Origin of the sequence: Klebsiella sp. HMSC16C06 (assembly GCF_001808325.1) — a bacterium.
Classification (GTDB): Bacteria; Pseudomonadota; Gammaproteobacteria; order Enterobacterales; family Enterobacteriaceae; genus Klebsiella; species Klebsiella variicola.
This window is the reverse complement of the sequence record NZ_KV792988.1, coordinates 152,246-179,026: the sequence shown is the minus strand read 5'-3', so window position 1 is coordinate 179,026 and position 26,781 is coordinate 152,246. Positions and strand designations below refer to the sequence as shown.

The window sequence follows — 26,781 nt, the reverse complement described above, 5'->3', positions numbered from 1 at the left end:
CAAGCCGCCATATAGCGTTGTGCCGCCCTTCATTAGTATATACACAAAATCCTTCGCGCTACATCGAGGCGGTGGCAAAGCCTCCGGCCGCGAGCCTGCCCGGCAAGCGTCCGAAAAACTGCCAACCACCCGAAAAATCGCGGCGAGAAGGATGAAGCGTAAAGCGGCACCCTTGCGCCTCGGGCATCAATTACGATGGGTCAAAATAGAGTCGACCAGCCCGTACTCCACGGCTTCCGCAGCGGAGAGGAAGCGGTCACGCTCGGTGTCACGCTCAATCTGCTCAAGAGACTGGCCGGTATGATGCGCCATCAGCTCATTCATGCGTCCTTTCACCTTCAGGATTTCACGGGCGTGGATCTCAATATCCGTCGCCTGTCCCTGATAGCCGCCCAGCGGCTGGTGGATCATCACGCGGGAGTTCGGCAGGCAGAAGCGCTTGCCTTTCGCCCCGGCGGTCAGCAGAAACGCGCCCATAGAAGCGGCCTGCCCCATACAAATGGTGCTGACATCCGGCTTGATGAACTGCATGGTGTCATAAATCGACATCCCGGCGGTGATCACCCCGCCCGGAGAGTTAATGTACAGGTAAATGTCTTTTTCCGGGTTTTCCGCTTCCAGAAACAGCATCTGCGCCACGATCAGGTTTGCCATGTGGTCTTCGACCTGGCCGGTCAGAAAAATGACGCGTTCCTTAAGCAGACGGGAGTAGATATCAAAAGAACGTTCACCGCGTGAGGTCTGTTCAATGACCATCGGCACCAGGGCCATATGGGGTGCAAAGTTGTCTCGTTCGCCACTGTATGACATTTCCGTCTCCTGGAGTAATTTTAAAATACCTGCTGCACTGATTGTAACCTTACGGACGGATTATCAGCCACAGTTTCTATCCGCTGAACGCGTCACCGCCTCTTCAACACGCGTGCGATAGCGGATGCAGTTGCCTCCCCCGGTAATGGGGATGGTGTTGCCATATTTCAAGCATAACAAGCTTTTGCTGTAACGCTATCATGGTAAATGCGTTTTAGCACCGTGCCTGAGGCTATCATTATCTTAAAAAAAAACCCGCCGCCTTTCGGCAACGGGTTTTTGCTCGAACCTTAAACAATCGCGGCGAAATTACGCCTGCTGGTTCATCAGTTCGTTGAAGGAAGTGGCTTTTTCAGACACTTTGGCTTTCGCCAGCACAGCTTCAACAGCCTGCTCTTCCAGCGCCACGTTGCGCATGTTGTCCATCAGCTCTTTGTTCTTGCTGTAGAACTCAACCACTTCTGACGGATCTTCGTACGCAGAAGCCATCTCTTCGATCAGGCCTTTCACGCGCTCTTCGTCAGCTTTCAGCTCATTGGTGCGAATCACTTCGCCCAGCAGCAGACCGACAACAACGCGGCGTTTAGCCTGCTCTTCGAACAGCTCACGCGGCAGTTCCAGAGCCTGTTTCTCGTTGCCACCGAAACGCTGAGCAGCCTGACGACGCAGCACGTCGATTTCGCTGTCAATCAGGGCAGCCGGAACGTCGATCTCGTTGGCTTTAACCAGACCTTCGATAGCCTGAGACTTCACGCGGTTACGCACAGCGCCTTTCAGCTCGCGCTCCATGTTTTTACGCACTTCAGCGCGCAGGCCAGCGACGGAACCATCTTCAACGCCGAAACGTTTGATGAATTCTTCAGTCAGCTCCGGCAGTTCACGCTCTTCAACTTTTTTCAGGTTGATAACGAACTTAGCCGCTTTACCTTTCAGGTTTTCTGCGTGGTATTCTTCCGGGAAGGTCACGTCGATGGTGAACTCTTCGCCCGCTTTGTGGCCTTTGATACCATCTTCGAAGCCCGGGATCATGCGACCCTGGCCCATCGCCAGTACGAAGTCAGAGGCTTTGCCGCCTTCGAACTCTTCGCCGTCTACGGAACCGGTGAAGTCGATAGTGACGCGATCTTCAGCGTCAACGGCGCCGTCTTTGTCTTTCCAGGTCGCCTGCTGTTTGCGCAGGGTTTCCAGCATGGTGTCAACGTCAGCGTCGGTCACTTCAACAACCGGTTTTTCAACTTCGATCGCGTCCAGACCCTGCAGTTCAACTTCCGGATACACTTCGAACTCTACCGCGTAGGTGAAGTCTTCGCCCAGTTTGTATTCGCCCGGAACGTAGTTCGGCGCACCGGCCGGATTGATTTTCTCTTTGATGATCGCGTCAACGAAATGACGGCTCATCAGGTCGCCCAGCACGTCCTGGCGAACGGATGCGCCATAACGCTGAGCAACAACATTCATCGGCACTTTGCCTTTACGGAAGCCGTCAATGCGAACTTTTTTCGCTACGTTGACCAGCTCGCTTTTGACAGCATTCTCGATGCTGTCAGCGGCGATAGTAATCGTTACACGGCGCCCAAGGCCCTGAGTGGTTTCAACTGAAACTTGCATCTTGTTACCTCAAAAAAATCACAGTGCTCGGTCAACTCTGGAAGCGCGTGTAGGTGGCTTCGCAGAACCGGGATGCCCTCTTCAAATCAGAAACACATTCCCTGTCGTCAGAATCATCCCGAAGACATTCATATATAAGACGCGGCATTATAGCGGCATCACTTTTGTGAGTCGAGAACGGTTGTCGCCCACTGCTGCGGCATTTTTCACATTTCCCGCTCAAATTTGTCCGCAAAAGCGCTCACTTTGCGCATTTTCCAGGCAAAACAAAACGGCCCGTAGGCCGTTTTTGCTAAATCTGCAAGCAACATACTGGAAAAGCGCCAGCGGTTGCAAATGGGATTTCTAGGCGATACTCCCCGCACCGCGGCAAGGCGGCGAGGCGAAAACCGTATCCTGTAATGCTTCCCACTCTTTTATCGTGTAGGTGTGCAGCGCCAGGGCATGCACCGTATTCGACAGCTCCTCGGTTAGCGTGCCGTAGATCATACGGTGGCGATTGAGGAAACGCTCGCCAGTGAAGCGATCGCTCACTAACACCACTTTAAAATGACTTTCAGAGCCCGCTGGGACGTTGTGACGATAACTTTCATCCACGACTTCGAGATACATCGGGTCGAACGCTGCTCTAAGTTTTGCTTCGATCTGTTCACGTATCATCATGAATTTTCTCCTCCGACAACGCTGAGATGCCGCCACTCCATTTAAATGTTAGCCGCTTTTACCGCTTCCATTAGGAGAAAACAACAAAAAATTAGCATTGTTCTGATATTTTCATTCAAAAGTATCACGTTTACTGGCTCTGGTCGCCAGAACTGCCGGGGAAAGAGCGATTAACCGTGGCGGGACGCTCAGAAAACCGCCAGGGCGATGGATTTACACGCGTTGCCACTTCCCCTTGCCGTTGGCAATGCTATGATGGCGGTAATTTTCCTTATAACAACACCATGCGTTGAGACCTGAACATGCTTAAGAAGATCCTTTTCCCGTTGGTCGCCATGTTTATGCTGGCAGGATGCGCCACGCCGCCGACCACCATTGAAGTATCGCCGAAAATCACGCTGCCGCAGCAGGATCCGAGCCTGATGGGCGTGACCGTCAGCATCAACGGCGCCGATCAGCGTCCGGACCAGGCGCTGGCGAAAGTCACGCGCGACAATCAGCAGGTCACCCTCACCGCCTCGCGCGATCTGCGCTTCCTGCTGCAGGAAGTGCTGGAGAAACAGATGACCGCTCGCGGCTACATGATTGGCCCGAACGGTGCGGTCGATCTGCAGATTATTGTCAATAAACTCTACGCTGACGTCTCCCAGGGCAACGTGCGCTACAACATCGCCACGAAAGCCGATATCGCCATCATCGCCACCGCGGCAAACGGCACGAAGATGACCAAAAACTACCGCGCCAGCTATTCCGTTGAAGGCGCCTTCCAGGCCTCGAACAAGAACATCGCTGATGCCGTCAACAGCGTCCTGACCGATACCATCGCCGATATGGCGCAGGACACCAGCATCCACGATTTCATCAAGCAAAACGCGCGTTAATGCCACCACGAACCCGGCCGCGGCCGGGTTCGTGCTTTATGCTATGTCCAGTCACTACTTACGCATTTTTCAACAGCCGAAATCAGCGATTTTGCTGATCCTCGGTTTCGCCTCAGGCCTGCCGCTGGCCCTCACCTCCGGTACCCTGCAGGCCTGGATGACAGTGGAAAATATCGATCTGAAAACGATCGGTTTTTTCTCACTCGTCGGCCAGGCCTATGTCTTTAAATTTCTCTGGTCCCCGCTAATGGACCGCTATACGCCGCCGTTTCTTGGACGTCGTCGCGGTTGGCTGCTGACTACCCAGGTCCTGCTCCTGCTGGCTATCGCGGCGATGGGCTTTCTTGAGCCTGTCTCCCAGCTCCGCTGGATGGCGGCGCTGGCGGTGGTGATCGCCTTCTGCTCGGCGTCACAGGATATTGTGTTCGACGCCTGGAAAACCGACGTTCTGCCAGCGGAAGAGCGCGGCGCTGGCGCCGCGATCAGCGTGCTGGGTTATCGCCTCGGGATGCTGGTATCCGGGGGGCTGGCACTGTGGCTTGCCGACCGCTATCTCGGCTGGCAGGGGATGTACTGGCTGATGGCGGCGCTGCTGGTGCCGTGCATCATCGCCACACTGCTGGCGCCCGAGCCGAGCGACGTTATCCCGGTTCCCAGATCGCTGGAGCAGGCGGTCGCCGAACCGCTGCGCGATTTTTTCGGTCGCAATAACGCCTGGCTGATTCTGCTGCTCATCGTCCTTTATAAGCTGGGCGATGCGTTTGCCATGAGCCTGACCACCACCTTCCTCATCCGCGGCGTCGGTTTTGACGCCGGCGAAGTGGGGATGGTGAACAAAACCTTAGGCCTGTTTGCCACCATTCTCGGCGCCCTGTACGGCGGGGTCCTGATGCAGCGGCTGACGCTGTTTCGGGCGCTGCTGATCTTCGGTGTGCTGCAGGGGGTCTCCAACGCTGGCTACTGGCTGCTGTCGATTACCGATAAGCACCTCTATTCCATGGCAACCGCCGTGTTCTTTGAAAACCTGTGCGGGGGAATGGGGACGGCGGCGTTTGTCGCGCTGCTGATGACGCTGTGCAATAAATCCTTTTCCGCTACCCAGTTCGCGCTGCTCTCTGCGCTGTCCGCGGTCGGCCGCGTGTACGTTGGGCCGATCGCCGGCTGGTTTGTCGAGGCCCACGGCTGGTCGACGTTCTATCTCTTCTCGGTCGTCGCGGCGGTGCCGGGGATTGCCCTGCTGCTGCTGTGCCGGCAAACGCTTGAGCATACCCAACGCACAGCAAGCTTTATGCCGCGAAGCGAATACCCGCAAGCCTATGCGCTGGCGTTAAGGATCCTGGCGCTGGGCTGCCTGCTGCTGGCGGTATGGCTGGTACTGCTGATCATGAACGCCCTGGATTACACCGCCTTCTCTTTCCTGTCCGGTCTGCTGGAGGTTGCGGCGCTGACTGCGGTGGGCGGTATTTTGTTCGGCGGTCTGCTCGACTACCTGGCGCTGCGTAAAACTCGCCTGATTTAAGGAAGCTGCATCATTATTAGCCGTTGTAATTACGAAACGTAATTATAACGGCTTATTAACGCTTTTATATTGCCCGCCGCGCTATTTGTTGTTTTGTGCGTTTTTGATTTCTGGAAATTATTGACAGTTTTCATTCGATTCTTTAAATAATTTAACCGATTCAGCTACGGCGATTTTATTTTAGGTTTTCACAATGTCTTTTATTTGATAATTAAATGTTAAACAATTGTTCTAATTTTTGGGTGGTTATGCCCATTCGCCGCTAAGTACTCCTTTTCTTATCCCTTTCGTTATCAATCCCACGAAAATCAGGCTTTGCAAGCGATTACGTAACACTACGTAACATATGTGACAAACCAAGCAGAAGCCGCTAACACAGAACTGACAGAGATCCAATCATGTTTACAGTAATGCAACCTTACCGTAAAATGCCCGTACACTTTAAACGCCACCAGATCCCGTGGAATTGAGGTCGTTCAATGAGACTCAGGAAATACAATAAAAGTTTGGGATGGATGTCATTAATCGCAAGTACTGTATTACTCAGTGGTTGTGATTCTGCACTCCTTGACCCAAAAGGACAGATTGGACTGGAGCAACGCTCTTTGATTCTGACGGCCTTCGGCCTGATGATGATTGTCGTTATTCCCGCCGTCTTGATGGCAGTAGGATTTGCCTGGAAGTATCGCGCGAGCAATAAAGATGCGAAGTATAGCCCGAACTGGTCACACTCCAACAAAGTGGAAGCTGTGGTCTGGACGGTACCTATTCTGATCATCCTGTTCCTGGCCGTTCTGACCTGGAAAACCACTCACGCACTGGAGCCAAGCAAACCGCTTGCCCACGACGAGAAACCAATCACCATCGAAGTCGTTTCGATGGACTGGAAGTGGTTCTTTATCTATCCGGAACAGGGTATTGCTACCGTTAACGAAATCGCCTTCCCGGCGAACGTACCGGTACACTTCAAAGTGACCTCTAACTCGGTGATGAACTCGTTCTTCATTCCGCGCTTAGGTAGCCAGATTTACGCAATGGCCGGGATGCAGACTCAACTGCACCTCATTGCTGACGAAGCTGGTACTTATGACGGTATCTCCGCTAGCTACAGTGGCCCGGGCTTCTCAGGTATGAAGTTCAAAGCGATTGCTACTCCGGATCGTGCAACCTTCGATCAGTGGGTTGAAAAAGCCAAACAGTCGCCGAACTCCATGGACTCCATGGCCGCGTTCGATAAAGTGGCTGTGCCTAGCGAATACAACAAAGTGGAATACTTCTCTAACGTGAAGCCGGATCTGTTCAAAGATGTTGTGAACAAATTCATGTCTCACGAGAGCATGAACATGTCCAAACCTGAAGGCGAGCACGCTGCTCACGACGGGATGGAAGGCATGGACATGAGCCACGCGGAAACCGCTCACTAAGGGGCCGAGGAAGAAAACGATGTTCGGAAAACTTACACTGGATGCAGTGCCCTACCACGAACCCATTATCGTGGTTACGGTGGCTGCGATTATCATTGGGGGACTGGCGCTTCTGGCTGCCATCACTTACTTCGGTAAGTGGTCCTACCTGTGGAACGAGTGGCTGACTTCTGTCGACCACAAACGTCTCGGTATCATGTACGTTATCGTGGCAATCGTCATGCTGCTGCGTGGCTTTGCTGATGCCGTTATGATGCGTAGCCAGCAGGTGCTGGCCTCGGCCGGGGAAGCAGGCTTCCTGCCGCCTCATCACTACGATCAGATCTTTACCGCCCACGGCGTTATCATGATCTTCTTCGTGGCGATGCCGTTCGTTATCGGTCTGATGAACCTGGTGGTTCCGCTTCAGCTCGGCGCGCGCGACGTGGCCTTCCCGTTCCTCAACAACCTGAGCTTCTGGTTCACCGTTGTGGGCGTGATTCTGGTTAACCTGTCTCTGGGCGTCGGTGAGTTCGCGCAGACCGGTTGGCTGGCCTATCCGCCGCTGTCGGGAATTGAATACAGTCCTGGCGTAGGGGTCGATTACTGGATTTGGGCGCTGCAGCTCTCCGGTATCGGTACTACCCTGACCGGTATTAACTTCTTCGTGACCATTATCAAGATGCGCGCCCCGGGCATGACCATGTTCAAGATGCCGGTATTCTCCTGGGCATCTCTGTGCGCTAACATCCTGATTATCGCCTCTTTCCCAATTCTGACCGTCACCATCGCGCTGCTGACCCTGGATCGTTACCTGGGCACCCATTTCTTTACCAACGATATGGGTGGCAACATGATGATGTACATCAACCTGATTTGGGCCTGGGGTCACCCGGAAGTGTACATCCTGGTTCTGCCGGTGTTCGGGGTCTTCTCCGAAATCGCCGCGACCTTCTCGCGTAAGCGTCTGTTCGGTTACACCTCTCTGGTGTGGGCAACCGTCTGTATTACCGTTCTGTCGTTCATCGTTTGGCTGCACCACTTCTTCACCATGGGTGCTGGCGCGAACGTAAACGCCTTCTTCGGTATTACTACCATGATTATCGCGATCCCGACCGGGGTTAAGATCTTCAACTGGCTGTTCACCATGTATCAGGGTCGCATCGTCTTCAACTCAGCGATGATGTGGACTATCGGCTTTATCGTGACCTTCTCCGTCGGTGGGATGACTGGCGTGCTGCTGGCGGTACCGGGCGCGGACTTCGTTCTGCATAACAGCCTGTTCCTGATCGCGCACTTCCATAACGTTATCATCGGCGGCGTAGTATTCGGTTGCTTCGCAGGTCTGACCTACTGGTGGCCGAAAGCCTTTGGCTTCACCCTGAACGAAACCTGGGGCAAACGCGCTTTCTGGTTCTGGATCATCGGCTTCTTCGTGGCGTTTATGCCGCTGTACGTGCTGGGCTTCATGGGTATGACCCGTCGTCTGAGCCAGCAGATCGATCCGCAGTTCCACCCGATGCTGGTTGTTGCAGCTTGCGGTGCAGCGCTGATCGCCTGCGGTATCCTGTGCCAGCTGATTCAGTTCTACGTGTCTATTCGCGACCGCGATCAGAACCGTGACCTGACCGGTGACCCATGGGGTGGTCGTACGCTGGAGTGGGCAACCTCTTCTCCACCGCCGTTCTATAACTTCGCTATCGTTCCTCAGGTTCACGAGCGTGATGCCTTCTGGGAAATGAAAGAGAAAGGTGAAGCGTACAAACAGCCTGCTCACTATGAAGAAATTCATATGCCGAAAAACAGCGGCGCCGGCATCGTCATTGCCGCCTTCGCTACGGTATTTGGTTTCGCCATGATCTGGCATATCTGGTGGATGGCGATTGCCAGCTTCATCGGCATCGTAGCGACCTGGATTATTAAGAGCTTTGACGAGGACGTGGATTACTACGTACCGGTTGCAGAAGTCGAAAAACTGGAAAAACAGCATTTCGATGAGATTAACAAAGCAGGGCTGAAAAATGGCAACTGATACTCTTGCGCATACTGCCCACGCGCATGAACACGGGCACCATGATACAGGACCGATGAAGGTATTCGGTTTCTGGATCTACCTGATGAGCGACTGCATCATCTTCGCTACGCTGTTTGCTACCTATGCCGTTCTGGTGAACGGCACAGCCGGCGGACCGACGGGCAAAGATATTTTCGAACTGCCGTTCGTTCTGGTTGAAACCGCACTGCTGCTGTTCAGCTCCATCACCTACGGCATGGCGGCTATCGCCATGTACAAAAACAACAAGAGCCAGGTGGTTTCCTGGCTGGCGTTGACCTGGTTGTTTGGCGCTGGCTTTATCGGGATGGAAATCTATGAATTCCATCACCTGATCATGGAAGGCTTCGGTCCGGATCGTAGCGGTTTCCTGTCGGCGTTCTTCGCGCTGGTCGGCACCCACGGTCTGCACGTGACCTCTGGCCTTATCTGGATGGCGGTGCTGATGTTCCAGGTTTCACGTCGTGGCCTGACTAGCACTAACCGCACGCGTATCCTGTGCCTGAGCCTGTTCTGGCACTTCCTGGACGTCGTGTGGATCTGCGTGTTCTCGGTTGTCTATCTGATGGGGGCGATGTAATGAGTCATTCTACCGATCATAGCGGCGCTTCTCACGGCAGCGTGAAGAGCTACATGACAGGATTTATCCTGTCCATCATCCTGACGGTCATTCCGTTCGCCATGGTGATGAGTGGCTCCGCCTCGCATGCGGTTATCCTTGGCACCATTCTGGTGACCGCTGTGGTGCAGATCGTGGTACACCTCGTGTACTTCCTGCATATGAACAGCAAGTCCGATGAAGGCTGGAACCTGACCGCATTTATCTTCACCGTAATCATCATTGCGATCGTGGTTGTCGGCTCCATCTGGATTATGTGGAACCTGAACTACAACATGATGATGCACTAAGAGCGGCGAGTATGTTTAAGCAATACCTGCAAGTAACGAAACCAGGCATTATTTTTGGCAACCTGATCTCCGTGATCGGCGGTTTCCTGTTGGCCTCCAAAGGCCACATCGACTATCCGCTGTTCGTCTGGACGCTCCTTGGAGTATCCCTGGTGGTCGCCTCGGGTTGTGTATTCAACAACTACATCGACCGGGACATCGATCGTAAGATGGAACGGACGAAAAACCGGGTGCTGGTCAAAGGGCTGATCTCGCCAGAAGCTTCGCTGGTGTACGCCACCTTGCTGGGTATTGCTGGCTTCATGCTGCTGTGGTTCGGCGCAAATCCGCTGGCCTGCTGGCTGGGGGTGATGGGGTTCGTGGTTTATGTCGGCGTCTACAGCCTGTACATGAAACGCCACTCCGTCTATGGCACGCTGATTGGCTCACTCTCCGGCGCCGCGCCGCCGGTGATTGGCTACTGCGCGGTCACCGGTGATTTCGACAGCGGTGCGGCGATCCTGCTGGCTATCTTTAGCCTGTGGCAAATGCCTCACTCCTACGCCATCGCGATTTTCCGCTTTAAGGATTATCAGGCGGCGAACATTCCGGTGCTGCCGGTGGTGAAAGGCATTTCGGTCGCCAAAAACCATATTACGCTGTACATCGTTGCCTTTGCCGTGGCGACCCTGATGCTCTCGCTGGGCGGCTACGCCGGGTATAAATACCTGGTCGTGGCGGCAGCGGTCAGCGTCTGGTGGCTGGGCATGGCGCTGCGTGGCTATAAAGTGGCCGATGACAAAGTCTGGGCGCGTAAGCTGTTCGTCTTTTCCATCGTCGCCATCACCGCGCTGTCCGTGATGATGTCCGTTGACTTTATGGTGCCGGATTCACATAGTCTGCTGGCTTACGTGAGATAATCTCCCACTCCAGTGCGATATAAAGCCCCGTTTTTACGGGGCTTTTTCTTTTCTGCTTCCTCACCGCTTTCTTTCTCATTTCATACTCCCCTCCCCTCTTCCGGCCGTTTACGCTGCTCTCCTGCCAAAAAATGAGTAAAAAATGAGCTAATACACAGCGGACCTGACTCGCGCTGTGCACGACAGCAGTGCTACCTTTTGCACCGGGTTTACCCACCCATTTGGAAAATCATTACTACAAGGAATTGCAATGAAAGAGTTAACACTAAACGAAATGGAGTACATCTCCGGTGGCTTTAACCTGTTCGGCGCGGCCAGCGGCTTCGCCAGCTTTGTTGCCAACTCGGGCGTCGGCTTCACCTCTTTTGTTCTCACCTCCGGCAGCGCGTTTGCCTCCTTCGTCGGCGACAGCGCGATGGCGTTTGGTTCCTTCCTGACCGGGCAGTCAAACTGGGAAACCTTTGTGACCACTGGTAGCGAAAACTGGGGAAACTTTGTCCTCACCGCTGGCAAAAACTGGAACATCTTCGTAGATAACGCCGCCAGCAACTGGAACAGCTTCCTGAACAACGCGTCGGCGTAAGCAACATCTTTGAGGGCAGCGCATCTGCTGCCCTGTTTAGCTCACCAGCATCGCCTGCGCGCTGTAGAGCAGATCGAGATGGTCGTGACATAACGCTTCCAGCGATGTGCGCGATTGATGGCTGGTCAGACTCAGCGCGCCCCACCAGGTTCCTTCCCTGTCAGTTAACGGCACCGCCAGCACCAGCATGCCAATCTCAAACTCCTGTTCAATGGTGGCATAACCCTGGCGCCGCACCTGGGCGATTTTCTCCATCAGCAACGCGACGTCGGTCACCGTATAGGGCGTGCGTTGTTCCCGGGTAATACGCTGCAGAACCGCCTCGCACTCAGCTTCCGGCAGCGAAGCCAGCCATAACCGTCCCCCGGCGGTACAGAAGATGGGCACCCGCTCCCCAAGCCGAACCGACGTGGAGTTAAACGGCGTATGCCGGCTGCGGGCGATATAGACCAGCTCATCTTCATCCACCACCCCTACCGAGGCGTGCTCCTCGGTCCGGCTGGCGATGTATTCGACAATCGGCCGCACCATGCGGGGAAACTGCGCCGAATCGACGTAGGCCTGACCAAGCCGCAGCGTCTTCGGGGTAAGCCAGTAATAACGCCCATCGGTTTGCAGATAGCGCTCATGCAGCAGCGTCAGCAGAAAACGCCGCGCGGCGCTTTGCGTCAGGCCGCTCATTTTCGCCGCCTGGGCGACGGTGAGTTTTGGGCAGGTTTTGGAAAAAAGCTGGATTAACGCCAGCCCTTTTTGTAAACCGACGATCAGATCGCGTGGATGAATAGTGTTTTGCATATTCGCTCACATTTTTGCAACATCATTATCGATTTCCTGCGATTATCGCAGCGATCGTGCGATTAACAACCGACATGTCCGAATTCTGCGTTGTCGCTCCCAGCTTCCACTGAAATACTTTCACAACATTCATTTAACAAATGAGGTTTGAAATGGTCAGTGGAACTACCCAGGTTGTCGCCGTGATTGGTCATCCGATCGCGCAGGTCAAATCACCGGATAACTTCAACCGCTACTTTGCTGAACAGCACATGGACAGCGTCATGATCCCGGTGGATATCGCCCCGGACGCGGTAGTCGACTACCTCAACGCTCTGCGTGGCTGGCAGAACATGACCGGCGTGCTGGTGACGGTGCCGCATAAGCAGCGCGCCGCCGCGCTGGTCGACGAGCTCACCCCCCGCGCCCGCCGACTCAACGCCATCAATGTGATCCGCAAATTGGCGGATGGCCGTTTGCAGGGCGATATGCTGGACGGCGTCGGCTTTCAGCTCGCCGCCGAGGCGCAGGGTTTTCAGCCGGCAGGTAAGCAGGCGCTGCTCTCCGGCTGCGGCGGCGTCGGCAGCGCCATCGCCTGGGGACTGTGCGAGGCGGGGATCCGTCAGCTGGCCCTGCACGATCAAAACCCGACCACCCGGCAACGCCTGCATGACCTTCTGGCTGAGGCCTTCCCGGCGGTACAACTGAGCGCGCTGCCGGACACCCTTCACGGCGTCGATCTATTGGTTAATGGCTCGCCGGCCGGCATGGCCGGATTTGATGAGCTGCCCCTGCCGCAGGCGCTGCTGGATACGCTCGACAGCGCCACCCACGTGGCTGATGTTGTCACCGCCCCGGTGATGACGCCGTTGCTCACTTTCGCCGCCGCCCGCGGCTGCCGGGTGCAGACCGGGCCGGAAATGGCGCTGGCGCAGATGACGCTGATGGGCCAGTTTATCGGCGCCATCCCGCCGGCGCAGGGAGCGGCAGCATGAAGAGCTGGGATGTGATCGTCATCGGCAGCGGCGCCGCTGGCTTTGCCGCCGCGGTCACCGCCAGCTGCAAAGGGCTGTCGGTGCTGATGCTGGAGAAAGCCGGCCAGTTCGGCGGCACCTCGGCTATCTCCGGTGGCGCCGTGTGGCTGCACGATACCGATCAGGCGCGTGCGGCGGGTAAAAGCGGCAGCGCCGAGGCGATGAAAACCTACCTGCGGACCATTATCGGCGAGAGCCAGTACCGTGAAGATCTCGCCGAAGCGTTTGTTAGCGCCGGGCGTGAGGCGCTGGCCTTTCTCGAGCGCGAGGGGGCGGTGAAATATAGCCTGCGCCCGCTCTCCCCTGATTACTATCCGGATGAACCCGGCGCGGTCGACGTCGGTCGTGCGCTGGAGGTGGTGGAGTATGACGGTCGTGAACTGGGGGACGCGTTTCGCGACCTGCGTTCGCCGCCGCCGGGGATGTTGCTGTTTGGCGGGATGATGGTCAACCGCGTCGACATTCAACATTTTCTCGACATGCGGCGCTCGCTACGCTCCCTGGCCCATTGCACCCGGCTACTGCTGCGCTACGCCCGCGACCGGGTGAAGTACCCTCGCGGCACCCGCCTGGCGATGGGCAATGCGCTGATAGCCCGCATGGCGACAACGGCGCTGCGTAAAGGCATGAACCTGCGGCTGAATGTCAATGTTCTGGCGCTGTGCGAAGCGCAAGGCGCGGTCCGCGGGGTGGAGATTGAGTATCAGGGGCAAAGAGAGACGCTGCACGCCCGCCGCGGGGTGGTGCTGGCCGCAGGCGGCTTTGCCGCGGGCGCGCTGGCGGCGCGCTATCGGCCACATACCCGCGAACACTTCACCATGTCGCCGCCGGCCAACGATGGCGCCGCGCTGCATCTCGCGGCGGCGCTTAACGCTCGCGAGGGAGCCGATCGGGCCTCCAACTTTTTCTGGGCGCCAGTATCGGTGCTGACCCGGGCCGACGGCAGCGAGGAGCGCTTCCCCCATCTGGTAACCGACCGGGCCAAACCGGGCGTGATTGCCGTCAATCAGCGGGCGGTACGCTTCGTCAACGAGTCTAACTCCTATCACCATTTCGCCAGCGCAATGCAGGATGCAGCGGAAAATGCCCCCTGCTTTTTACTCTGCGACGCCCAGGCGATGAAGCGTTACGGCCTCGGGCTGGCACGCCCGGCGCCGGTCAATAATGACGCCCTGATCGCCGCCGGCTATCTGTACAAAGCCGACACCCTGGAGACGCTGGCGCAACAGCTTGGTCTGGATGCCCAAACGCTGAGCGAGACGGTTGCCCGCTACAACCGCGACGCCGCGCAGGGCGTGGATCGGGAATTTGCTAAAGGCGGCAACAGCTATAACCGGGCGATGGGCGATCCGGGCCATCAGCCTGACGCCTGTAACGCCCCCCTGCTCAGCGCGCCGTTCTATGCCATCAAACTTTATACCGGCGATCTGGGGACGTCGCGGGGCCTGGTCACCACCGCCGATGCGCAGGTCGTCAACGCGGAAGGAAAACCCATCGCGGGGTTGTACGCGGTGGGAAATGACATGGATTCGCTGATGGCCGGCACCTACCCGGGTCCCGGCATCACCCTCGGCCCGGGGCTGACGTTTGGCTACCTCGCCGCCTGCCATCTGGCACAACACTCCCCCCACTAATCAGGAAAACATCATGATCTACGAAAAACGCACGTACACCATCAATCCGTTGAAAATGGCCGACTGGCTGGCGCTGTACCAAAGCGATGCCCTGGCGGTGCAGACCGACCATCTCGGCAAACTGATCGGTTTCTTTTTTACCGAGATCGGCGTGGTCAATCAGGTGGTGCACATCTGGGCTTATGAAAGCCTGGACGATCGCCTGGTGCGCCGCGCGCGAATGGCGCAGGACGAACGCTGGCAGACCTTTTCGCGGAAAAATCGCGAACTGGCCGCCGTTGAACGCCTGGAGTCGGTGCTGATGCGCCCCACCGCTTTTTCACCATTGCAGTAAGGAGTCCATCATGAGCAGGCCTGTGAAGGTGGATGTGCTGGTGGTCGGCTCCGGCGCGGCGGGACTCTCTGCCGCGGTCACCGCGGCCATGCACGGCGCCAGCGTCATGGTGGCGGAGAAAGCGTCGGTGCTCGGCGGGACCAGCGCCTGGTCCGGCGGCTGGCTGTGGATCCCCCGCAACCCGCTGGCGCGGGCGGAGGGCATCGACGAAGCGGCTGACGCCCCGCTGACCTATCTGCAGCATGAGATGGGGGGCGAAGTTGCTGACGTTCGCCTGCAGACCTTCCTGCGCCACGGGCCGGAGATGGTGGATTTTTTTCATCACAGGACGGCAGTGCAGTTTCTCTCAGGCAGTGCCATGCCGGACTTTCACGCGTCGCCGGGTGCGGCGAGCGGTGGGCGGTCGGTCACCGCTCAGCCCTACGATGGCCGTCAGCTCGGCGACTGGCTCCACCGACTGCGTCCGCCGCTGGAGACCATCAGCCTTGCCGGGATGGGCATCGCCGGCGGCGCGGATATGGCGCATTTTTTCAATGCCACCCGCTCGCCGCGCTCCGCGCTGTATGCCGTCCGCCGCCTGCTGCGCCACGGCTGGCAGCGGCTGCGCGCCGGACGAGGGCAGCATCTGGTCAATGGCAATGCGCTGATCGCCCGTCTGCTGCGATCCGCCCTCGACGCCGGAGTGCGTTTTCAGCTCAATGCCCCGGTGGTCCGGCTGCTGCAGGGTCCGAAGGGCGTGTCCGGCGCGGTGCTGCGCAGCGACGGTGGGGAGATTCACGTCGAAGCAGGGGCCGTGGTGCTGGCCTGCGGCGGTTTTCCCCACGATCGGCAGCGGCTGGCGCAGGTGGTGCCCCACGCGGCGGAGGGTTACGGCCATTTTTCCGCCGCACCACCGGACAATCAGGGCGAGGGGATCAGGCTTGGCGAATCCGTCGGCGGCCAGTTCGACACCCGCCTGCGCCACCCGCTGGCCTGGGCGCCGGTGTCCCGCGTCACCCTGGCCAGCGGCCAGCAGCTGATGTTTCCCCACCTGGTGGAACGCGCCAAGCCTGGGGTGATCGCTGTCCTGCCCAGCGGCAAACGCTTTGTTAACGAGGCCGACTCTTATCATGATTTTATCGCCGCCCTGCTGGCGGCCACCCCCGCGGGCGACACACCGCAGGCCTGGCTGCTGGCCGATCGTCGCGCGCTGCGTCGCTACGGTCTGGGTCATGCCAGACCGTTCCCGTTCACCCCCACCGCCTGGCTGCGTACCGGTTACCTGCTGCGGGGAAACACGCTGGGGGAGCTGGCGAAGCAGTGCGCCATCGACGCCAATGCGCTGGCGGAAACCGTTGAACGCTTTAACCACTTCGCCAGCACTGGCGAAGACGTCGATTTTCACCGCGGGGCATCAGCCTATAACCGCGCTCAGGGTGACCATCAGGTGACGCTCGGACCGCTGCGCGAAGGGCCGTTTTACGCGGTGCGCATTCTGCCCGGCTCGCTGGGCACCTTCAGCGGACTGCAAACCGACGAACACGCCCGGGTGCTGGATGGACAGCAGCAGCCGATACCGGGCCTGTTCGCCATCGGCAACGACATGTCGAGCGTGATGCGCGGCTATTACCCCAGCGGAGGGATAACCCTCGGACCCGCCATGACCTTCGGCTATCTGGTGGGTAAAAATCTGGCGGAAAACACAATAAAAACAAAGCAATAAACGACCAGGGACGGCAATACCCATAACTATCTTCACCTGCAACTGTACCGGAGCCCTTTATGAACATGCGTACCCTATCGCTCGCCGCGCTGACCCTGCTCGATGTCCCTCCCCCCGAACAGGTGCGGATAGCGGCCAGAACCGGTTTTACCCACGTTGGTCTGCGGCTGCTCCCCGCCACACCGGCCGACCCGGACTACGACATGCTGGGCGATACCCCCGCCGTCCGCGCGACGCTGTCTGCGCTGATGGAAACCGGCATCCGCGTCTCAGACGTGGAGATCGTCCGCCTGACCCCCGGGTTTACCCTCGACGATCGGCTGCAGCGGTTTATGGAGACTGCGGCGCGTCTTGGCGCCGGACAGGTGTTAGTCGCCGGCAATGATGACAACCTTCAGCGCAGCGCCGACAACCTGGCTATCCTCGCCGCGGCCGGTCGCCCCTATGGGCTGACCATGAACCTTGAGCCGATGCCCTGGACCCAACTGCGCACTATCGCCGATGCGCAGGCGATGATCGCCGCCAGCGGGCGGGAGGATATCGGCATCCTGGTGGACGCCCTTCATTTCTGGCGCGCGGGAGAATCGCTCGCCGCCCTCTCCAGCCTGCCCGCGCATCGTCTCAACTATATGCAGCTCTGCGATGGCGCGGCGCAGAGGCCGGAGAGCGAACAGGAACTCATCCGCCAGGCCCGCTCGGCGCGCAACGTGCCAGGGGAAGGCGGTCTGGATCTGCACGGTCTAATGTCGGCCCTGCCGGCAACGCTGCCGGTCTCCCTCGAAGTGCCGCTCGACGGCGAGCAGGGCGCCTTGCCGCCGCTCCAGCGGGCGCAATTACTGTTCAATGCCGCGCAGCCCTACCTGCGCTCCTGCGCATAAGGAATACGCTATGACACAGACTCAACGCCTGGATGTCAGAGAGTTAATAAACCGTAACCCGCTGAGCCGCTTTCAAAAGCAGATCATTTTTCTCGGTTTTTGCGTTATCGCTCTCGATGGTTTTGATATCGCGATCATGGGGTTTATCGCCCCGACGCTAAAGCTGGAATGGGGGGTAAGCAACCACCAGCTAGGCGTGGTGATCAGCGCCGCGCTGATCGGCCTCGCGCTGGGCGCGATTTTCTCTGGCCCGCTCGCCGACTGGCTGGGGCGCAAGAAAATCATTATCAATAGCGTCTTTTTCTTCGGCTTCTGGACCATCGCCACCGCCTTCTCGCACAACATTGAACAGATGATGTTTTTCCGCTTTATGACCGGCCTGGGGTTGGGCGCCGCGATGCCGAACATCGGGACGCTGGTGTCGGAGTACGCTCCGGAACGCCAGCGTTCATTTATTATTACCGTCATCTTTTGCGGCTTCACCTTCGGCGCGGCGGCAGGAGGATTCTCAGCATCGTGGCTGATCCCGCAGTTTGGCTGGCACTCGCTGATGGCGCTCGGCGGCATTCTGCCGCTGCTGTTTGCCCCGCTGCTTATCTGGCTGCTGCCGGAGTCGGTTCGTTTTCTGGTGATCAAACAAGCGCCAGCGGCGCGCATTCGCGCCATTCTTAACCGTCTCTATCCCGGACAAATCAGCGACAACGTGACGTTTACCCTGCCGGCGCAGCCGGCGGCCGGCAACGCGATGCGCATTGTGCTCTCCCGCCAGTACGGCTTCGGCTCACTGATGCTATGGCTGGTCTACTTTATGGGGCTGTTCCTGGTCTATATCCTCGGTAGCTGGCTGCCAACGCTGGTTAAAGCGGTGGGAATGACCGTTAGCCAGGCGGCCATCATGACAGCGATCTACCAGGCGGGCGGCACCCTCGGCTCGCTGTTTGCCGGCTGGCTGATGGACAGGATCAACCCTCATCGCGCGCTGGGGATGATCTACGCCGTTGGCGGCCTGTTCACCATGGCAATGGGCTACGCCGCGGGCAGCTTTGCCTTGCTCTGTATGCTGGCGTTTATCAGCGGCGCCTGTCTGAACGGCGCTAATACCGGTATGAACGCCCTCTCCGCCCGCTACTATCCTACGCAGGCGCGGGCGACGGGATCCAGCTGGATGCATGGCGTCGGGCGCATCGGCGCCATTCTCAGCGCCTTTGCCGGCGCCGAGATGATGGCGCTCAACCTGCCCTTTGAAAGCGTCTTTTTGATCCTCGGTATCCCGGCAGCCCTCACCGTCGCAGGTCTGGCGGCGAAAGGCATCTTTGCGGCCGGTAATCCTCCCGCCGCTTCACCTTCCCCCGCGTCTGTGCGCGGAGCGTCATAGCGGCATCGGCTCCCCGGTGCAATCTGCGGATTGCACCGGCTCAGCGGCTAAAAAGAAAATTTATTTCATATTTGGTCGGAACGAAAAACACCCGCAAGAATCTGCTCTGCTCCGGGAGGCGATAAGCCCTCGCTCATCTTTTCAACGCAGCCCAAAAGAAACTTTCGCTAATTCGATCCCCCTCGCATATATGGAAAATAAATTCCACAACACAATTGAAACAGAACAAACATTTCCTTAAGTTAAGGTCAGTCTATCCGGATGCGCGTTGCCGCAGGCGTCGGCATTGAGCGCCTCAGAGTGCGAATGATTTCAAAAAGGAGAGCACCATGTTAAACGGCCTGAAACCCTTATCCCGCTCCCTGCGTTGGGGCATGGTCGGCGGCGGGGGAACCAGTCAAATCGGCTACAGCCACCGCTGTGCGGCGCTGCGTGACAATGTTTATACCCTGCTGGCCGGCGCGCTTGACGTCGATGCCGAGCGCGGACGCGCGTTCGGCGAGCAACTGGGCATCGCGCCGGAGCGCTGCTACGCCGACTACCAGACCCTGTTTCGTGAAGAGGCGCAGCGCCCTGACGGCATCGAGGTCGTCTCGGTCACCACCCCGAACAATACCCATTTCGCCATCACCAAAGCGGCGCTGGAAGCGGGCCTCCACGTCATCTGTGAAAAGCCCCTCTGCTTTAGCGCCGAAGAAGCACGCGAGCTGGTGGACCTGAGCAAAAAACAGAACAAAATCGTCGGCGTCACCTACGGCTATGCCGGCTATCAGATGATCCAGCAGGCGCGGCAGATGATTGCCGATGGACTGCTCGGCGAGATCCGCATCGTCAATATGCAGTTCGCCCACGGCTTTCATAACCAGGCCGTCGAGCTGCAGGCTGAATCCACCCGCTGGCGCGTGACGCCGAAGTTTGCCGGGCCCAGCTATGTGTTGGGCGATCTGGCCACCCATCCGCTGTTTGTCGCCGAAACCATGGCGCCGCAGCTCAATATCAAACGGCTGATGTGCTCCCGCCAGAGCTTTGTCCCCTCCCGCGCGCCGCTGGAAGATAACGCCTTTGTCCTGATGGAATATGACAACGGCGCGGTTGGCTCGATGTGGACCAGCGCGGTCAACAGCGGCGCCATGCACTCGCAAAAAGTGCGTATCGTCGGCGAAAAAGCGAGTATCGAATGGTGGGATGAGCATCCTAACCAGCTCAGCTATGAGGTGCAGGGCGAGCCGGCGCGCATTCTGGAGCGCGGGATGCCCTACCTGTCGCCGAACGCGCTGGCGGATGACCGCATCGGCGGCGGCCATCCGGAAGGGCTATTCGAAGCCTGGGCCAACCTCTATCGCCGCTATGCGCAGGCGATTGACGCCACGGACCGTGACGATCGCGCTTTCCTGCAAGACTTCTGGTATCCGGACGTTGAAGCCGGGCTGCACGGCGTCTATTGGGTCGAACAGTGCGTCAAATCGGCTGACGCTGGCAGCCAGTGGGTTGACTTTACTTTACCTTAATTTTTCCCCTCGCCAGTGGAGTCCCCCTCCACTGGTTTATTGATTTTTACCAACTTGTCTCATCGCGCAACAGCCCCGTAATATCTGTTAAACAAACATTTATTTACGCTTCTTACCCCCCACCGCTACACTAGGCGCAGTTTTTATATTGAGGTGGTAATGAACGATAACAAAATGACGCCAGGGGAACTGCGCGCGACCTGGGGTTTGGGGACGGTATTCTCCCTGCGCATGCTTGGCATGTTTATGGTCCTGCCGGTTCTGACCACGTATGGCATGGCGTTGCAGGGCGCCAGTGAAGCGCTGATTGGCCTGGCGATCGGTATCTACGGCCTGGCGCAGGCGATTTTCCAAATCCCCTTCGGACTGTTATCTGACCGTATTGGCCGTAAGCCGCTGATCGTCGGCGGCCTGCTCATCTTTGTACTCGGCAGCGTCATCGCCGCGCTCACCGACTCTATCTGGGGCATCATTCTTGGCCGCGCCCTGCAGGGCTCCGGCGCTATCGCCGCCGCGGTCATGGCTTTGCTATCCGATCTCACTCGCGAACAGAACCGCACCAAAGCGATGGCCTTTATCGGCGTCAGCTTCGGCGTCACTTTCGCCATCGCCATGGTGCTGGGGCCGATTGTCACCCACCAGTTGGGTCTGCACGCGCTGTTCTGGATGATCGCCATTCTGGCGACCATCGGCATCCTGCTCACCCTGTGGGTGGTACCCAACAGCCATAACCACGTGCTCAACCGCGAATCCGGGATGGTGAAGGGCTGCTTTAGCAAAGTACTGGTGGAACCACGCCTGCTGAAGCTCAATTTTGGCATCATGTGCCTGCACATCATGCTGATGTCGACCTTTGTCGCGCTGCCCGGCCAACTGGAGGCTGCTGGCTTTCCGGCCGCCGAGCACTGGAAGATTTACCTGGTCACCATGGTTATCTCGTTCATCTCGGTGGTGCCGTTTATCATCTATGCCGAAGTGAAGCGCAAAATGAAGCGCGTCTTCCTGCTCTGCGTCGCCATCCTGCTGATTGCGGAAATTGTCCTCTGGGGCGCTGGAGGCTACTTCTGGGAACTGGTGGCGGGCGTCCAGCTCTTCTTCCTGGCGTTTAACCTGCTGGAAGCGCTGCTGCCATCGTTAATTAGCAAGGAGTCGCCGGCGGGCTATAAAGGCACCGCAATGGGCGTCTACTCCACCAGCCAGTTCCTCGGCGTGGCGATTGGCGGCGCGCTTGGCGGCTGGGTCGATGGTTTCTTTGATTCGCAAACCGTGTTCTTGCTGGGCGCCCTGCTGGCAATGCTGTGGCTGCTGGTGGCCAGTACCATGAGCGAGCCGCCGTACGTCAGCAGCCTGCGGGTGGAGGTGCCGGATGGCGTGGTGGTCGACAGCGCGCTACAGACGCGTCTGCTGAACGCCAACGGGGTTCATCAGGCGCTGGTGGTACCTGAGGAGCGCTCGGTGTATATCAAAATCGACAGCAAGGTCACCAACCGCTTCGAGATCGAGCAGCTCATCAAAGGGGTATAAAAAAAGCGGGGAATTCCCCGCTTTTTGCTGTCTGCCGCCGCGTTAGTCGCGGAAGTTTTTGAACTGGAACGGCTGCCCCAGATCGCCGCCGCGCACCAGCGCCATCACCGACTGCAGATCGTCGCGGGACTTACCGGTCACGCGGATCTCTTCGCCCTGAATCTGCGCCTGCACTTTCAGCTTGCTGTCTTTGATCAGTTTGACGATCTTCTTCTGCACCGCGCTTTCAATGCCCTGCTTCAGCTTCGCTTCAACAAACCAAGTTTTACCGCTGTGCACGATATCTTCCGGCACGTCGAGGGAGGTACCTTCAATGCCGCGCTTAAGCAGCTTAGCGCGCAGGATATCCAGCAGCTGGTTCACCTGGAAGTCAGACTCACTCAGCACCTTAATGGTTTTGTTGGCGTCGTTTAATTCAAAAGTGGCTTCAACGCCACGAAAATCAAAACGCGACTCGACTTCGCGGCTCGCGTTGTCCACCGCGTTACGGGCTTCCTGAAGATCAACTTCAGAGACAATATCGAAAGATGGCATCTTTTCCTCTCCTTCCGTTTCTTTTGCGTTGCATAATACCTGCAACGCGGCATAACTCAACTTGTTATCCCGGAAGCTTAGCTGATTACGCAACGCTCGCGCTATTTCCCCGTGCTGCCCGACGACGCCGAATCCCCCTTTCCGTCCGACAATGCGAAAAGCGACGAGATAGACTTTAGCCATCAGCGCCTGGGGTAGCGGCAGATGAGGAGGAACAATGAAAGTAACCGTACTGGGATGCGGTGCACTGGGACAACTATGGCTGACCGCGTTGTGCAAACAGGGACATGAAGTCCAGGGCTGGCTACGCGTACCGCAGCCATTCTGTAGCGTCAATGTCATTGAAACCGACGGCTCGGTGTTCAACGAATCACTGACGGCCAACGACCCCGATTTTCTCGCCAGCAGCGAGCTGCTGATCGTCACCTTAAAGGCCTGGCAGGTGTCGAATGCGGTGAAGCACCTGGCCGGGATCCTGCCGGTCACTACGCCAATTGTGCTGGTGCATAACGGCATGGGCACCGTCGAGGAGCTGCGCGGCGTGAAACAGCCTTTGCTGCTGGCCTCCACCACCCAGGCAGCGCGTCGCGACGGGAATGTGATCATCCACGTCGCCCAGGGCACCACCCATATCGGTCCGGCGAAGAGCTACGAGGAGGACTACAGCTATCTCGCGGAAGTCCTGCAAAGCGTACTGCCGGATGTCGCCTGGCACAACCATATCTACTCGGCCACCTGGCGCAAGCTGGCGGTAAACTGCGTCATTAATCCTCTGACCGCCCTCAAAGGATGTAAAAACGGCGATCTGCGCCACTATCCGCAGGAGGTTGCCGCCATTTGCCAGGAAGTGGCGGCGGTGATGGAGCGCGAAGGTATTCATACCTCGGCGGAAAACCTGCTATTTTATGTCGAACAGGTGATTGAAAGTACGGCAGAAAATATCTCATCCATGCTGCAGGACATCCGCGCCCAGCGGCACACGGAGATCGACTATATCACCGGTTTTCTGCTCAACCGCGCCCGCGCCCACGGCGTTGCCGTACCGGAAAACGCCCGCTTATTTGAATTGATCAAGCGTAAGGAGAATGAATATGAGCGCGTCGGCACTGATTTGCCTCGCCCCTGGTAGCGAAGAGACCGAAGCGGTCACCACTATCGACCTGCTGGTCCGCGGCGGAGTGAAGGTAACCACCGCCAGCGTCGCCAGCGACGGCGGCCTGACCATCGTCTGCTCGCGCGGCGTCAAACTGCTGGCGGATGCGCCGCTGGTCGAGGTGGCCGATGGTGATTTCGATATCATCGTCCTCCCGGGCGGCATCAAGGGCGCAGAGTGCTTCCGCGACAGCCCGCTATTGGTGGAAACCGTCCGACAGTTCCACCTCTCAGGCCGCATTGTGGCCGCCATCTGCGCCGCCCCGGCGACCGTGCTGGTGCCCCATCAGCTGTTCCCGATCGGTAACATGACCGGTTTTCCGGCGCTGAAGGAACATATCCCCGCCGATCAGTGGCAGGATAAACGGGTGGTCTGGGATCCACGGGTGAATCTGTTAACCAGCCAGGGACCGGGGACATCGATTGATTTCGCCCTGAAAATGATTGACCTGTTGGTGGGTCGCGAGAAAGCGTATGAGGTCGCCTCGCAGCTGGTAATGGCCGCCGGCATCTATAATTACTACGAAGCCTGATAGCCGGTCCGCGCCGCGGACTGGCTCCCCTTTTCCTGAGGAGTCGTAGCATGTCCCGTAGCGCAACCGATTCTCGCGATCTTGTCATCAGCCGCCTGCTCAGCGCGCCAGCCTCTGCCCTGTGGCGCGCGTGGGCCGACCCGGCATTACTCAAAACCTGGTGGTGCCCGAAGCCCTGGTCTACTGAGGTGCTGGCCTTTGATTTTCGCTCTGGCGGGGCTTTTCATACCGTGATGCACGGCCCTGACGGTGAACGCAGCGATAATCCCGGCTGTTTTCTTGCGGTCATCCCGCAACAAAAAATCGTCATGACCTCGATGCTGACGGCGGATTATCGTCCTGCCGTGTCCCCTTTTGCCATGACGGCCATCATCACCTTTGCCGACGAAAAAGACGGATGTCGCTATACGGCCACGGTGCTGCATGCGGATGATGAAACTCGCGAGCAGCATGAGCAGATGGGATTTTTTGAGGGCTGGAATATCGTCATCGATCAGCTGAATGACCTGGCGATGACCCTGCGCTAATGCGCTGGCCCGGGGATGACAAAAAGGCCTTCCATCGGGGAAGGCCTTTTTCAATATGGATGGCAACCCGTTACGGGCGATAAACTTTCACGTTGCTGAAGCCCTGCTCGCGCAGATAGAGCGCCTGCAGACGGCTCATCACCCCGCGCTCGCACCACAGCAGCCAGGTTTTGCTCTGATCAAGATTGCCAAATTTGGTGCTCAGCTTGTAGAACGGCAGCGAAACGACCTCAACGCCCTCGACCTTCAGCGGCTTGTCTTCCTGCTCGTCAATGGAGCGGATGTCGAGGATCGCGTCGTTAGCGCCAAAGCCGGTCACGGTTTCCACTTCAACCACGGCGGCTTCCGTCTGCTGGGCAATATCGCGAATGTCGATATTGCTCGCCTCTTCCACCACTTTATCGAGGATGCTGAAATCGAAGTGTTCTTCTTCCGCTTCAATCTTCGCCTTCACCGCCTTCACGGTCGGGCTCTTCGAGATCACGCCGCAGTATTCCGGCATGGTGCGGGCGAAATCTTCCGTGCCGATCTCACGCGCCAGGTCGATGATGTGCTCTTTATCGTGCGAAATCAGCGGACGCAGGATCAGAGTATCGGAGACGTTGTCGATCAGGCGCAGGTTAGTGAGGGTCTGACTGGAAACCTGGCCCAGCGCTTCGCCGGTGACCAGCGCCTGCACGCCGTAGCGTTCCGCGACTTTTGACGCGGCGCGGACCATCATGCGCTTGAGCACGACACCCATCTGACCATCGTCCACTTTTTCAAGGATTTCGCCGACCACGGGCTCAAAGTTAATCGCCACAAAGCGAACGCGGTGCGAACTGCCGAAGCGGTTCCACAGGTAATGTGCGACCTGGCGAACGCCAATCTCATGGGCGGCGCCGCCAAGGTTAAAGAAGCAGTAGTGCACGCGGCAGCCGCGGCGCATCAGCATATAGCTGGAAACGCCGGAGTCAAAGCCGCCGGAGATCAGCGACAGCACATCTTCCTGGGTGCCGATCGGGAAGCCGCCGATGCCTTCATAGCGGCCTTTCACCAGCAGCAGGCGATCGTTTTCAATCTCGAGATTGACGGTGACGTCCGGGTCGGTCAGCTTCACGCGCGCCGTTTCAATATGCTGATTCAGACCGCCGCCAACGTAGCGTTCCACCTCAATTGAGGTGAATTCATGTTTGCCGCGACGCTTCACACGCACGCAGAAGGTTTTGCCTTCCAGCGCCTCGCGCCACAGCGGCAGCGTCTTTTCAAAAATATCGTGCAGCGAGGTGAACGGTACGTCTTCGACTTCCAGAATATGGTGGATGCCGGGGATACGGGTCAGCGCATCGCGAATAGCCGGGCGCTGATTTTCATCTTTCGCGCGAACTTCGATATGATCCCAATGACGGACGACGGCCAGCGTCTCGTCATAGTTTTTGAGAACGTTACGAATGTTCCCGGTTAAGATTTTAATGAAGCGCAACCGCACAGATTGGCTTTTGATGGTGATTTCCGGGAACAATTTAATGATAAACTTCATGGCGACAATAGTTCGTTGGCAAGCCCGACGGGGCTATAAGCAAAAGTTGTAAAGCAGCGCACACCGGTGCCTGCATCCTGGGCGCGGAGTATATCACCATTGCGCGTTATTTGCTTACACGCGTGACTTCGTTACCATACCCGGTATTGCCGTCGCGACATAACAAGAGTCTACATTCACTATGCCAAAGAAAAATGAGGCCCCGGCCAGCTTTGAAACTGCTCTGGGCGAACTGGAGCAGATCGTTAACCGTCTGGAAAGCGGCGATTTGCCGTTAGAGGAAGCGCTAAGCGAATTTGAGCGCGGCGTACAGCTGGCGCGCCAGGGGCAAAGTCAGCTGCAGAAGGCCGAACAGCGTGTGCAGATCCTGCTGGCGGATAGTGAAGATTCCCCGACCACGCCTTTTACGCCGGACGCTGAATAAA

At 57.7% G+C, this 26,781-nt stretch carries 26 protein-coding genes; 20 read left to right on the top strand and 6 right to left on the bottom strand.

What is annotated here, in order from left to right:
- Positions 1-186: 186 nt before the first annotated feature.
- The 3 genes from clpP to bolA all read right to left on the bottom strand — a co-directional run bounded on the left by clpP (position 187) and on the right by bolA (position 3,081).
- Positions 187-810: an ATP-dependent Clp endopeptidase proteolytic subunit ClpP gene (gene clpP / locus HMPREF3142_RS05555; RefSeq protein ID WP_002891804.1), complete on the bottom strand. Its 624-nt coding sequence runs from the start codon at positions 808-810 to the stop codon at positions 187-189.
- A 309-nt stretch (positions 811-1,119) separates the two neighbouring features.
- Complete coding sequence (tig, locus tag HMPREF3142_RS05550; protein ID WP_008805401.1) at positions 1,120-2,418, bottom strand: trigger factor; 1,299 nt, start codon at positions 2,416-2,418, stop codon at positions 1,120-1,122.
- Positions 2,419-2,763: 345 nt separating this feature from the next.
- The gene (bolA, locus tag HMPREF3142_RS05545) at positions 2,764-3,081 is read right to left on the bottom strand and encodes a transcriptional regulator BolA (protein ID WP_002891649.1); all 318 of its coding nucleotides are present in this window, start codon (positions 3,079-3,081) and stop codon (positions 2,764-2,766) included.
- A gap of 302 nt (positions 3,082-3,383) precedes the next feature.
- Between bolA and HMPREF3142_RS05540 the strand changes: the two genes are divergently transcribed.
- The 8 genes from HMPREF3142_RS05540 (at position 3,384) to HMPREF3142_RS05505 (ending at position 11,328) form a co-directional block, all read left to right on the top strand.
- The gene (locus tag HMPREF3142_RS05540) at positions 3,384-3,962 is read left to right on the top strand and encodes a lipoprotein (RefSeq protein ID WP_004204800.1); all 579 of its coding nucleotides are present in this window, start codon (positions 3,384-3,386) and stop codon (positions 3,960-3,962) included.
- A 43-nt stretch (positions 3,963-4,005) separates the two neighbouring features.
- Positions 4,006-5,481, top strand: a complete 1,476-nt coding sequence (gene ampG / locus HMPREF3142_RS05535; RefSeq protein WP_012542689.1) for a muropeptide MFS transporter AmpG — start codon at positions 4,006-4,008, stop codon at positions 5,479-5,481.
- A gap of 479 nt (positions 5,482-5,960) precedes the next feature.
- On the top strand, positions 5,961-6,905 hold the full coding sequence (cyoA, locus tag HMPREF3142_RS05530) for a cytochrome o ubiquinol oxidase subunit II (protein WP_008805398.1): 945 nt from the start codon (positions 5,961-5,963) through the stop codon (positions 6,903-6,905).
- Between the two features lie 19 nt (positions 6,906-6,924).
- Positions 6,925-8,916 carry a cytochrome o ubiquinol oxidase subunit I gene (cyoB, locus tag HMPREF3142_RS05525; protein ID WP_012542690.1) on the top strand — a complete coding sequence of 664 codons (1,992 nt, stop codon included), beginning with the start codon at positions 6,925-6,927 and terminating at the stop codon, positions 8,914-8,916.
- Complete coding sequence (locus HMPREF3142_RS05520) at positions 8,906-9,517, top strand: cytochrome o ubiquinol oxidase subunit III (RefSeq protein ID WP_002891635.1); 612 nt, start codon at positions 8,906-8,908, stop codon at positions 9,515-9,517. The genes cyoB and HMPREF3142_RS05520 overlap by 11 nt, the downstream gene beginning before the upstream one ends.
- On the top strand, positions 9,517-9,846 hold the full coding sequence (locus HMPREF3142_RS05515) for a cytochrome o ubiquinol oxidase subunit IV (protein WP_002891634.1): 330 nt from the start codon (positions 9,517-9,519) through the stop codon (positions 9,844-9,846). Before HMPREF3142_RS05520 ends, HMPREF3142_RS05515 begins: the two co-directional genes overlap by 1 nt.
- 11 nt (positions 9,847-9,857) lie before the next feature.
- Positions 9,858-10,745 carry a heme o synthase gene (gene cyoE, locus HMPREF3142_RS05510; RefSeq protein ID WP_002891629.1) on the top strand — a complete coding sequence of 296 codons (888 nt, stop codon included), beginning with the start codon at positions 9,858-9,860 and terminating at the stop codon, positions 10,743-10,745.
- Positions 10,746-10,995: 250 nt separating this feature from the next.
- Positions 10,996-11,328: a hypothetical protein gene (locus HMPREF3142_RS05505; protein WP_004177255.1), complete on the top strand. Its 333-nt coding sequence runs from the start codon at positions 10,996-10,998 to the stop codon at positions 11,326-11,328.
- Positions 11,329-11,364: 36 nt separating this feature from the next.
- Here HMPREF3142_RS05505 and HMPREF3142_RS05500 read toward each other — a convergent pair whose 3' ends face one another.
- A complete protein-coding gene (locus HMPREF3142_RS05500) occupies positions 11,365-12,123 on the bottom strand; it encodes an IclR family transcriptional regulator domain-containing protein (protein ID WP_004177256.1) in 759 nt (252 codons plus the stop codon).
- 152 nt (positions 12,124-12,275) lie between these two features.
- On the opposite strand from HMPREF3142_RS05500, the gene HMPREF3142_RS05495 reads away from it, so the two are divergent.
- The 8 genes from HMPREF3142_RS05495 (at position 12,276) to HMPREF3142_RS05460 (ending at position 22,091) form a co-directional block, all read left to right on the top strand.
- Entirely contained in the window at positions 12,276-13,097 is an 822-nt protein-coding gene (locus HMPREF3142_RS05495; protein ID WP_012542692.1) for a shikimate dehydrogenase family protein, read from the top strand.
- Complete coding sequence (locus tag HMPREF3142_RS05490; protein ID WP_046620475.1) at positions 13,094-14,770, top strand: FAD-dependent oxidoreductase; 1,677 nt, start codon at positions 13,094-13,096, stop codon at positions 14,768-14,770. Before HMPREF3142_RS05495 ends, HMPREF3142_RS05490 begins: the two co-directional genes overlap by 4 nt.
- 13 nt (positions 14,771-14,783) lie before the next feature.
- Positions 14,784-15,104, top strand: a complete 321-nt coding sequence (locus HMPREF3142_RS05485; RefSeq protein WP_004204812.1) for an NIPSNAP family protein — start codon at positions 14,784-14,786, stop codon at positions 15,102-15,104.
- A gap of 10 nt (positions 15,105-15,114) precedes the next feature.
- Positions 15,115-16,806: an FAD-dependent oxidoreductase gene (locus tag HMPREF3142_RS05480; RefSeq protein WP_070611735.1), complete on the top strand. Its 1,692-nt coding sequence runs from the start codon at positions 15,115-15,117 to the stop codon at positions 16,804-16,806.
- Between the two features lie 59 nt (positions 16,807-16,865).
- Positions 16,866-17,684: a sugar phosphate isomerase/epimerase family protein gene (locus HMPREF3142_RS05475; protein WP_070611732.1), complete on the top strand. Its 819-nt coding sequence runs from the start codon at positions 16,866-16,868 to the stop codon at positions 17,682-17,684.
- A 10-nt stretch (positions 17,685-17,694) separates the two neighbouring features.
- Positions 17,695-19,059 (top strand): MFS transporter, encoded by a 1,365-nt coding sequence (locus HMPREF3142_RS05470; protein ID WP_012542695.1) that lies wholly within the window; start codon positions 17,695-17,697, stop codon positions 19,057-19,059.
- A gap of 329 nt (positions 19,060-19,388) precedes the next feature.
- On the top strand, positions 19,389-20,567 hold the full coding sequence (locus HMPREF3142_RS05465; RefSeq protein ID WP_008805388.1) for a Gfo/Idh/MocA family protein: 1,179 nt from the start codon (positions 19,389-19,391) through the stop codon (positions 20,565-20,567).
- Positions 20,568-20,726: 159 nt separating this feature from the next.
- Positions 20,727-22,091: an MFS transporter gene (locus HMPREF3142_RS05460; protein WP_012542696.1), complete on the top strand. Its 1,365-nt coding sequence runs from the start codon at positions 20,727-20,729 to the stop codon at positions 22,089-22,091.
- Between the two features lie 42 nt (positions 22,092-22,133).
- On the opposite strand, the gene HMPREF3142_RS05455 is transcribed toward HMPREF3142_RS05460, so the two are convergent.
- Positions 22,134-22,625, bottom strand: a complete 492-nt coding sequence (locus HMPREF3142_RS05455) for a YajQ family cyclic di-GMP-binding protein (RefSeq protein ID WP_002891465.1) — start codon at positions 22,623-22,625, stop codon at positions 22,134-22,136.
- Between the two features lie 217 nt (positions 22,626-22,842).
- On the opposite strand from HMPREF3142_RS05455, the gene panE reads away from it, so the two are divergent.
- The 3 genes from panE to HMPREF3142_RS05440 are packed head-to-tail and all read left to right on the top strand — an operon-like array spanning position 22,843 to position 24,837.
- Complete coding sequence (gene panE / locus HMPREF3142_RS05450) at positions 22,843-23,754, top strand: 2-dehydropantoate 2-reductase (RefSeq protein WP_008805385.1); 912 nt, start codon at positions 22,843-22,845, stop codon at positions 23,752-23,754.
- On the top strand, positions 23,717-24,310 hold the full coding sequence (gene yajL, locus HMPREF3142_RS05445) for a protein deglycase YajL (protein ID WP_008805384.1): 594 nt from the start codon (positions 23,717-23,719) through the stop codon (positions 24,308-24,310). Before panE ends, yajL begins: the two co-directional genes overlap by 38 nt.
- A 50-nt stretch (positions 24,311-24,360) precedes the next feature.
- The gene (locus HMPREF3142_RS05440; protein ID WP_008805383.1) at positions 24,361-24,837 is read left to right on the top strand and encodes an SRPBCC family protein; all 477 of its coding nucleotides are present in this window, start codon (positions 24,361-24,363) and stop codon (positions 24,835-24,837) included.
- A gap of 70 nt (positions 24,838-24,907) precedes the next feature.
- Here the strand turns inward: HMPREF3142_RS05440 and thiI are convergent, their stop codons facing one another.
- A complete protein-coding gene (thiI, locus tag HMPREF3142_RS05435; protein ID WP_064170783.1) occupies positions 24,908-26,356 on the bottom strand; it encodes a tRNA uracil 4-sulfurtransferase ThiI in 1,449 nt (482 codons plus the stop codon).
- 181 nt (positions 26,357-26,537) lie between these two features.
- Between thiI and xseB the strand changes: the two genes are divergently transcribed.
- The gene (gene xseB, locus HMPREF3142_RS05430; RefSeq protein ID WP_002891398.1) at positions 26,538-26,780 is read left to right on the top strand and encodes an exodeoxyribonuclease VII small subunit; all 243 of its coding nucleotides are present in this window, start codon (positions 26,538-26,540) and stop codon (positions 26,778-26,780) included.
- Position 26,781 lies beyond the last annotated feature (1 nt).

What these genes read in the sequence shown, in the direction of transcription:
- clpP (WP_002891804.1), bottom strand. Translation starts at nt 810, where the DNA reads ATGTCATACAGTGGCGAACGAGACAACTTTGCACCCCATATGGCCCTG.
- tig (WP_008805401.1), bottom strand. Translation starts at nt 2,418, where the DNA reads ATGCAAGTTTCAGTTGAAACCACTCAGGGCCTTGGGCGCCGTGTAACG.
- bolA (WP_002891649.1), bottom strand. Translation starts at nt 3,081, where the DNA reads ATGATGATACGTGAACAGATCGAAGCAAAACTTAGAGCAGCGTTCGAC.
- HMPREF3142_RS05540 (WP_004204800.1), top strand. Translation starts at nt 3,384, where the DNA reads ATGCTTAAGAAGATCCTTTTCCCGTTGGTCGCCATGTTTATGCTGGCA.
- ampG (WP_012542689.1), top strand. Translation starts at nt 4,006, where the DNA reads ATGTCCAGTCACTACTTACGCATTTTTCAACAGCCGAAATCAGCGATT.
- cyoA (WP_008805398.1), top strand. Translation starts at nt 5,961, where the DNA reads ATGAGACTCAGGAAATACAATAAAAGTTTGGGATGGATGTCATTAATC.
- cyoB (WP_012542690.1), top strand. Translation starts at nt 6,925, where the DNA reads ATGTTCGGAAAACTTACACTGGATGCAGTGCCCTACCACGAACCCATT.
- HMPREF3142_RS05520 (WP_002891635.1), top strand. Translation starts at nt 8,906, where the DNA reads ATGGCAACTGATACTCTTGCGCATACTGCCCACGCGCATGAACACGGG.
- HMPREF3142_RS05515 (WP_002891634.1), top strand. Translation starts at nt 9,517, where the DNA reads ATGAGTCATTCTACCGATCATAGCGGCGCTTCTCACGGCAGCGTGAAG.
- cyoE (WP_002891629.1), top strand. Translation starts at nt 9,858, where the DNA reads ATGTTTAAGCAATACCTGCAAGTAACGAAACCAGGCATTATTTTTGGC.
- HMPREF3142_RS05505 (WP_004177255.1), top strand. Translation starts at nt 10,996, where the DNA reads ATGAAAGAGTTAACACTAAACGAAATGGAGTACATCTCCGGTGGCTTT.
- HMPREF3142_RS05500 (WP_004177256.1), bottom strand. Translation starts at nt 12,123, where the DNA reads ATGCAAAACACTATTCATCCACGCGATCTGATCGTCGGTTTACAAAAA.
- HMPREF3142_RS05495 (WP_012542692.1), top strand. Translation starts at nt 12,276, where the DNA reads ATGGTCAGTGGAACTACCCAGGTTGTCGCCGTGATTGGTCATCCGATC.
- HMPREF3142_RS05490 (WP_046620475.1), top strand. Translation starts at nt 13,094, where the DNA reads ATGAAGAGCTGGGATGTGATCGTCATCGGCAGCGGCGCCGCTGGCTTT.
- HMPREF3142_RS05485 (WP_004204812.1), top strand. Translation starts at nt 14,784, where the DNA reads ATGATCTACGAAAAACGCACGTACACCATCAATCCGTTGAAAATGGCC.
- HMPREF3142_RS05480 (WP_070611735.1), top strand. Translation starts at nt 15,115, where the DNA reads ATGAGCAGGCCTGTGAAGGTGGATGTGCTGGTGGTCGGCTCCGGCGCG.
- HMPREF3142_RS05475 (WP_070611732.1), top strand. Translation starts at nt 16,866, where the DNA reads ATGAACATGCGTACCCTATCGCTCGCCGCGCTGACCCTGCTCGATGTC.
- HMPREF3142_RS05470 (WP_012542695.1), top strand. Translation starts at nt 17,695, where the DNA reads ATGACACAGACTCAACGCCTGGATGTCAGAGAGTTAATAAACCGTAAC.
- HMPREF3142_RS05465 (WP_008805388.1), top strand. Translation starts at nt 19,389, where the DNA reads ATGTTAAACGGCCTGAAACCCTTATCCCGCTCCCTGCGTTGGGGCATG.
- HMPREF3142_RS05460 (WP_012542696.1), top strand. Translation starts at nt 20,727, where the DNA reads ATGAACGATAACAAAATGACGCCAGGGGAACTGCGCGCGACCTGGGGT.
- HMPREF3142_RS05455 (WP_002891465.1), bottom strand. Translation starts at nt 22,625, where the DNA reads ATGCCATCTTTCGATATTGTCTCTGAAGTTGATCTTCAGGAAGCCCGT.
- panE (WP_008805385.1), top strand. Translation starts at nt 22,843, where the DNA reads ATGAAAGTAACCGTACTGGGATGCGGTGCACTGGGACAACTATGGCTG.
- yajL (WP_008805384.1), top strand. Translation starts at nt 23,717, where the DNA reads ATGAGCGCGTCGGCACTGATTTGCCTCGCCCCTGGTAGCGAAGAGACC.
- HMPREF3142_RS05440 (WP_008805383.1), top strand. Translation starts at nt 24,361, where the DNA reads ATGTCCCGTAGCGCAACCGATTCTCGCGATCTTGTCATCAGCCGCCTG.
- thiI (WP_064170783.1), bottom strand. Translation starts at nt 26,356, where the DNA reads ATGAAGTTTATCATTAAATTGTTCCCGGAAATCACCATCAAAAGCCAA.
- xseB (WP_002891398.1), top strand. Translation starts at nt 26,538, where the DNA reads ATGCCAAAGAAAAATGAGGCCCCGGCCAGCTTTGAAACTGCTCTGGGC.